This is a genomic window from Tolypothrix sp. FACHB-123 (assembly GCF_014697075.1).
Taxonomy (GTDB): domain Bacteria; phylum Cyanobacteriota; class Cyanobacteriia; order Cyanobacteriales; family Nostocaceae; genus Aulosira.
This window is the reverse complement of record NZ_JACJRE010000124.1, coordinates 1-6080: the sequence shown is the minus strand read 5'-3', so window position 1 is coordinate 6080 and position 6080 is coordinate 1. Positions and strand designations below refer to the sequence as shown.

Genomic DNA, 6080 nt, shown 5'->3' with positions numbered 1-6080 from the left:
GCTCGGCTTATGGATTTAGAAACTTTGAAAACTTCCGAATTAGATGCTTGTTAAACTGGCATTTTGATTGTTAGTTTAGCATAACAAGTACTAAAGAACCAATACTTTTTAACTATTCTTACCCCAGATATAAAAAAGGCACAGCATTACTGTGCCTTTTTGATCGCTTGCTATAATCGCAAAATATTAGATGCTGGTTGACTCTAACGCCCGCGATTGCAGCTGATGTTGTTGTTTTGCTACTATTTCAATGCTGCGATTTGGCCCTGTGACTAAACCACGGCGTTTTGGGCGAATCTCCAGATTCTCATCTACTAGCGCCAAATCCCAACTTGAGAGAATTTTCGCTAGTATAACTTTCATTTCATACTGGGCAAATGCCATACCGATACAACGTCTTGCACCACCGCCAAAGGGTAAAAACTCATAGGGGGAAAATTGACGTTCTAAAAAGCGTTCTGGTTTAAATTGCTGATGTTGTGGGTATAAATCTTCGCGCTGATGGGTAAGATAGATGGAACCAAGTACGACTGTACCGGGTTCTAAATCATAACCACACAAAGATACAGGTTCTCTGACGACTCGTGGGAAAGTCAGCATTCCTACAGGATAAATCCGCAAGGCTTCACAGCACACAGCGTTGAGATATGGTGATTTAAAAACGCTGCTGGGGTCTGGATTTTCACCCAAACTATCTAATTCTTGTACTAGTTTTTGCTTAACTGCTGGTAATTTATGAATCCAGTACAAAGCCCATGTTAAAGCTGTGGCTGTGGTTTCATGTCCTGCTGTTAACAGCGTCATTAATTCATCACGCAATTCCTCATCCGTCATGGCTTCACCAGCTTCATCACGCGCCGCCATGAGTAAGCTGAGGATATCTGTGCGCGATGGATCGGGATTGTCTCGCCGTTCTTGAATTTCTGCGTTGAGGAGTTGATGCACGCGCTGTTTACGGCGGAGGAATCTTCCCCAAGAACTGCGGGGGCCTAAATCCATTCTCAAAGCCGGAAAATAAAGTTCAACTACCCTTAAAGGCGAGTTTTCATTTAGCATAACAGCTAAAAGTTCCTCTAATTCTTGGGCGCGTTGCCCTTCGTATAATCCAAATACAGCTTGCATAATCACCCGCATGGTAATGATTTGCATTGCTTCTCTGATACAGAAGGGTTTATCTATCTGCCATTGACTAATTACCTGTTCTGTGACCTGGTTAATAACCTGCCCGTAGGTGCGCATTCGATCACCGTGAAACGGCGGCATTAATAATTGGCGTTGACGGCGATGAACCTCCCCGCTGACTGTAATTACAGAATTTTTCCCTAGCATCGGTTCAAATACCGTGTTGAAATCGCTGGGAACCTCAAATTCCTTGGTATCGCTAGTCAACATTTGCTGTAGCGCCTGGGGATTGCTGACAAACACCACTGGCGCATTCAATTGCATGGTAAAAATATCACCATAGCGTTTGGCGCAAGCTTCCATAAAAGGCATGGGTTGAAAAATCCACTGAAGCATTTGAACAAACGCTGAGTATTTAGGGCCATTGGGCAGTTTCATAGGCTTTTCCTGTTGCGCTAGTTCTGTTTTGCCAATGCAGCCCACATAAGAAAATTAAATTTTTCTGAATAACTATTGAATCTGCTTATCTTTGTGTTGCGAAAGTGAAATAAACTGTTACAGCCCGAAAGTTGTAAAATTTTTGTTAATTTGGACGAGCATCTACAGTTCCTCCTCATCCTTTTAAGGTATTCAGCATGACAGCAACCACCCCTAAAGCATCTTCAGCAGTTCCAAATTTTTGTGAAGGAATTCAATATTTTGGCGAAGCGTTACCAGGTTTTGAAACTCATGGTGCAAATCCGGCGATAGAATCAGACAAAGTAGCGATCGCATCTCCGATAGAACCGAATGCCGTCTATCAAACTTTACTTGCTGCCGATGCTTTACGTTACCTAACACTACAAATTACAGGTAGTAAAGCCTCTGGACACCCTGGTGGATTTGCTAGCCAAGCGGAAGCTTATGCGGCTTTGGTCATGTTAGGGTACAAAAACATTATCACCGAAGTCGGTCACCACGCCCCCGGATTTTATAGTGCCATGTTCCTCGATCGCTCTTTGGAGGATATGGGCATTTCTACAGTCCAACAATTGCGCGATCGCTTTCGTGAAAAGCATGGACTATTAGGACATCTTTCCGGTTACATACCTGGTATTCTCGCACCTGCGGGGCCTTTAGGACAAGGGCAACACTTCGCCATGTCAGCTGCACTGCTGCATAAAGATAAACTTTTCCCCTTCACCGTTGGCGATGGTGGACTAGGTGAACCATATATTATGAGTTCAATTGCTCACTTTAACACCGCCTACCCCCATGCCACTAACTTCTTACCCGTGCTGGTGTGGAATGGATACAGCCAAGAACATCACAGTATGGTTTCCCTGAAAACCAACGAACAGATGACAGCATACTGGCAAGGTAACGGTTTTGCGGAAGTAGTACTAGTTGATGCTAAAGAATTTGACGACCAAAACCAAGCTGGCGATTATGTTGATAGTACCGCCTTTTCCTTCGAGCAGCGTCTAGCTTTTACCAAAGCCGTACTTTTGGGAGTCGATAAAGCTGCACGTTCCGCTTTGAGTGGTAAACTGACAGTCTTCATCATTAAACAACTCAAAGGTGCCGGAGTCCACGCCAGAGGCGCAAAATCTCACAACCTTTATCCTAAAGATACGTTAGATGCGCCCCATATTGTCAGCGCTTTAAAAGAACGTGCCTTATCTGCGTCAGCTTGGGAATTAGTGCGAACCAACGCCGAACGCGCTGGTGGTGGCCCTGCTGCGAAAACAGTGGTAACAGAATTTGAATTACCTTTAGCAGACTTAGGTGAATTACCTTTAGAAGAATATGCAGTAGGTGGTGAACCGAAAGTTTCTACAACTGCGATGGGAAGATTGGTGGGAATTGTGGGGAAAAAAGACCCGAATTTCTTAGTAACTAATGCTGATGGAAACGAAGCATCAGGAATTGCCAATATTAACCAAGCATTGAAAATTATTCACCCCACAACTGACGACTTATATAATCAAGCACCAAACGGACAAGTTTACGAACCATTGAGTGAAGATGCTTGTGCAGGTTTAGCTGCTGGTTTATCATTAATGGGTGCAAGAACTCTGTGGTGTTCCTACGAATCTTTTGCCATCAACGGCTTACCAATTTGGCAAACAGTAACCCAAGCAATGGCAGAATTGCGCCGTCAAACTCCCTCAACAATTACATTATTTACTGCCGGCGCATTAGAGCAAGGACGCAACGGTTGGACACACCAACGTCCAGAAATTGAAGCTTATTTTGCTTCCCTGATGCGAACTGGCAATGTATTCCCATTATTCCCCCCCGATGCTAACAGTATTCAAGCTTGTTATGACTGGGCATTGCAAACAAAAAATAAGGGAATTGTCATTACAGCAAGTAAATCACCCTTACCAATTCGCACCACTTTAGAACAAACTCGTCAAGGTTTACGCGACGGTGCAGTAGTATTGCATGAAGTTCCAGGTGATAAACAAGTTGTGTTTGCTGTCATTGGTGATATGACATTAATGCCAGTATTTGAAGCAGCAGCTTTCTTAGAAACTGAAGGTATTGGTGCGAAGATTGTTTCTGTGATTAATCCCCGCCGTTTGTATCGTCCTAATGATACAGCTTGGGATACTTGTTCCGAACCCGATGATGGTTTCTTAGATGATGCCAAATTTGCCGAATTATTTGATGGCGATGGGTTAATTGGTGTTACTGGTGGTGCGTCGGCGATGCTGGAACCAATTATGTTGCGGAGCAATTCTAGGCGCGATACTTTTGCATGGAAGCGTGGGGAAACTACAGCCAGCGCTGGTGAATTAATGGCGTTTAATGGATTAACTGCGGAAGCGTTGACGAAGAGAGCGATTGAATTAGTGCATTAATTATTCAGGCTAGAATTTTTATTGCAGATGTACGCAGATAACTATCTGTGTATATCTGTATTTTTCATAAAATAATAGTAAATGCACCCAGATTGATGATTGCTGATTCTATCTTAGTGAATTATGCGATCGCTTGCGTTTACGTTTCATCCACCATCCCATAACACCAGCTATCACCATCCCACCACAGGAAAGTGGTTCCGGAACTTGAACACTAACACTATTACTTTTCAATTCCCTGATACCCAAAACCATATCTCGATCGAAAGACCTAGAATACCTTCCTGTAATCACAGCAACAGCAACTTTTAGTGTTTCTTCATAATCAGTCTCAATCGTATCACTCACATCAAAGCTTTGATTCGCGCTTTTCTCATAAGTTAAAAAATCTTGATTACCAATAGCTGTTAATCTTCCCCATATCCGCAACGAGTCTAAAACATTGCCATTAGTTTGATCGAATACTTCTAGATATATATTTCCATCGGCTTTAGCCTTTTCATTTTCGGCATTATCAATATATGTAAATAGAGTTAAAGCTGCATCAAAATCGAATGAAAAAGTTGTATTTTTGCTAATCTCTAAATTATGAGCTTTAGCTAAAGCAGAGCTTTGAGCATAACCATAATAACTGTTACCTACACCATAACCCTGACTGACAGAGTAATTCTCCACATTGGTCACTTTTGGCAAATCTAAAAAATCATCCACAGTCACATTTGCATCTGCATCTGCATCGGTAAACACCTCGCCATCTATTGGCAATCTAAAAGTGTCTCTGTTAGCATCTGTAAAAGTTATCGGCAGCAATGTTGAGGTTGTAGGGATTGTATAGCTAAAGTTATACATGCTCATTTTTGCTTCAGACACAGCTATAGAAGCCGCTTGAGAGGGTTTAGAACCAAAAGCAGCCAAACTCAATGCTAGACCAAAGGTCACAACAGCTCTTTTTTGAGTAGTTATACGCACGGGTTTCACTCCAGGTACTGTTTTTTAAACAAGAATCTAAATACACTTACAGTAATCCTGGGAGAAATCCCTAAAGATCGTGTAACTTAATTAGCAAACAACCCTCAAACCATCCTTACTAGGTAAGCAAACCCTAATATCAAACAAGTCTCATTAAAATTGTTATAATTATGTATTTACCATTTAATTTAATGTAAAAACTTTGACAGCCAATAAAATTTCCTCTTCTTGGCAAGCAGTCTTGTCTGAAGAGTTTGACAAACCCTACTTCCTAAAACTCCAAAATTTTTTATTGGCAGAACGCCAAACTCATACCATTTATCCACCAGAGGAAGATGTTTTTTCAGCTTTTGAATTGACACCTTACGAGAACATAAATGTCTTATTACTAGGACAAGATCCTTACCACGATCAAAACCAGGCACATGGATTATGTTTTTCTGTTCGACCTGGTTTTAAACCACCGCCATCACTAATCAATATCTTTAAAGAACTCAAAGAAGATATCGGGTTTAATATCCCCAATCATGGTTACTTAGAATCATGGGCTAAACAGGGCATTTTAATGTTAAATGCTGTGCTAACTGTCAGAGCACATACACCCAATTCTCACAAAAATCAGGGTTGGGAAATATTCACAGATGCAGTAATTAGCACAGTAAACCAAAAAGAAGATCCTGTTGTCTTTGTATTGTGGGGTGGGTATGCACAGAAGAAGCTCAAATTAATAGATACAACAAGACATGTCGTAATTAAATCAGCACATCCTTCACCACTTTCTGCACGTAATGGCTTTTTCGGTAGCAAACCTTTCTCAGCTATTAATTCAGCCTTGCATTCCTTTTGCAAGCCAGAAATTGATTGGCAACTTCCAAATCTATAATAGTTTCGCTATTTATAAAAAATAAAAAAATTGCAATCATCTTAAATCAAGATAATTGCAACTACTTAGATTTTTATTCAATTTTTCAAAATACACATACCTAGAAAAAATTATTAATATTTAATCTCTAGGTAAACAATCTATTTTGGAAATACAAAACCTGGCATCGAGCTATTGTGGCAGGAGGCTACCCTCAAACTATCGTCGCCGCAGCAGCGTTTCACCTCTGAGTTCGGGATGGGGTCAGAGTGGTTCCA

General features: G+C 41.3%; 4 protein-coding genes. 2 read left to right on the top strand and 2 right to left on the bottom strand.

What is annotated here, in order from left to right; all coding sequences use genetic code 11:
* Positions 1-186: 186 nt before the first annotated feature.
* Positions 187-1560, bottom strand: a complete 1374-nt coding sequence (locus H6G41_RS33785) for a cytochrome P450 (RefSeq protein ID WP_190752719.1) — start codon at positions 1558-1560, stop codon at positions 187-189.
* A gap of 197 nt (positions 1561-1757) precedes the next feature.
* Here H6G41_RS33785 and H6G41_RS33780 point away from each other — a divergent pair, with 197 nt between their 5' ends.
* Entirely contained in the window at positions 1758-3971 is a 2214-nt protein-coding gene (locus tag H6G41_RS33780) for a phosphoketolase (protein ID WP_190752717.1), read from the top strand.
* A gap of 108 nt (positions 3972-4079) precedes the next feature.
* Here the strand turns inward: H6G41_RS33780 and H6G41_RS33775 are convergent, their stop codons facing one another.
* Entirely contained in the window at positions 4080-4940 is an 861-nt protein-coding gene (locus H6G41_RS33775) for a PEP-CTERM sorting domain-containing protein (RefSeq protein WP_190752715.1), read from the bottom strand.
* Positions 4941-5142: 202 nt separating this feature from the next.
* Here H6G41_RS33775 and ung point away from each other — a divergent pair, with 202 nt between their 5' ends.
* Complete coding sequence (gene ung / locus H6G41_RS33770; RefSeq protein ID WP_190752713.1) at positions 5143-5823, top strand: uracil-DNA glycosylase; 681 nt, start codon at positions 5143-5145, stop codon at positions 5821-5823.
* Positions 5824-6080: the final 257 nt, after the last annotated feature.

Coding starts and splice junctions, on each gene's coding strand:
- H6G41_RS33785 (WP_190752719.1), bottom strand. CDS start 1,560: ATGAAACTGCCCAATGGCCCTAAATACTCAGCGTTTGTTCAAATGCTT.
- H6G41_RS33780 (WP_190752717.1), top strand. CDS start 1,758: ATGACAGCAACCACCCCTAAAGCATCTTCAGCAGTTCCAAATTTTTGT.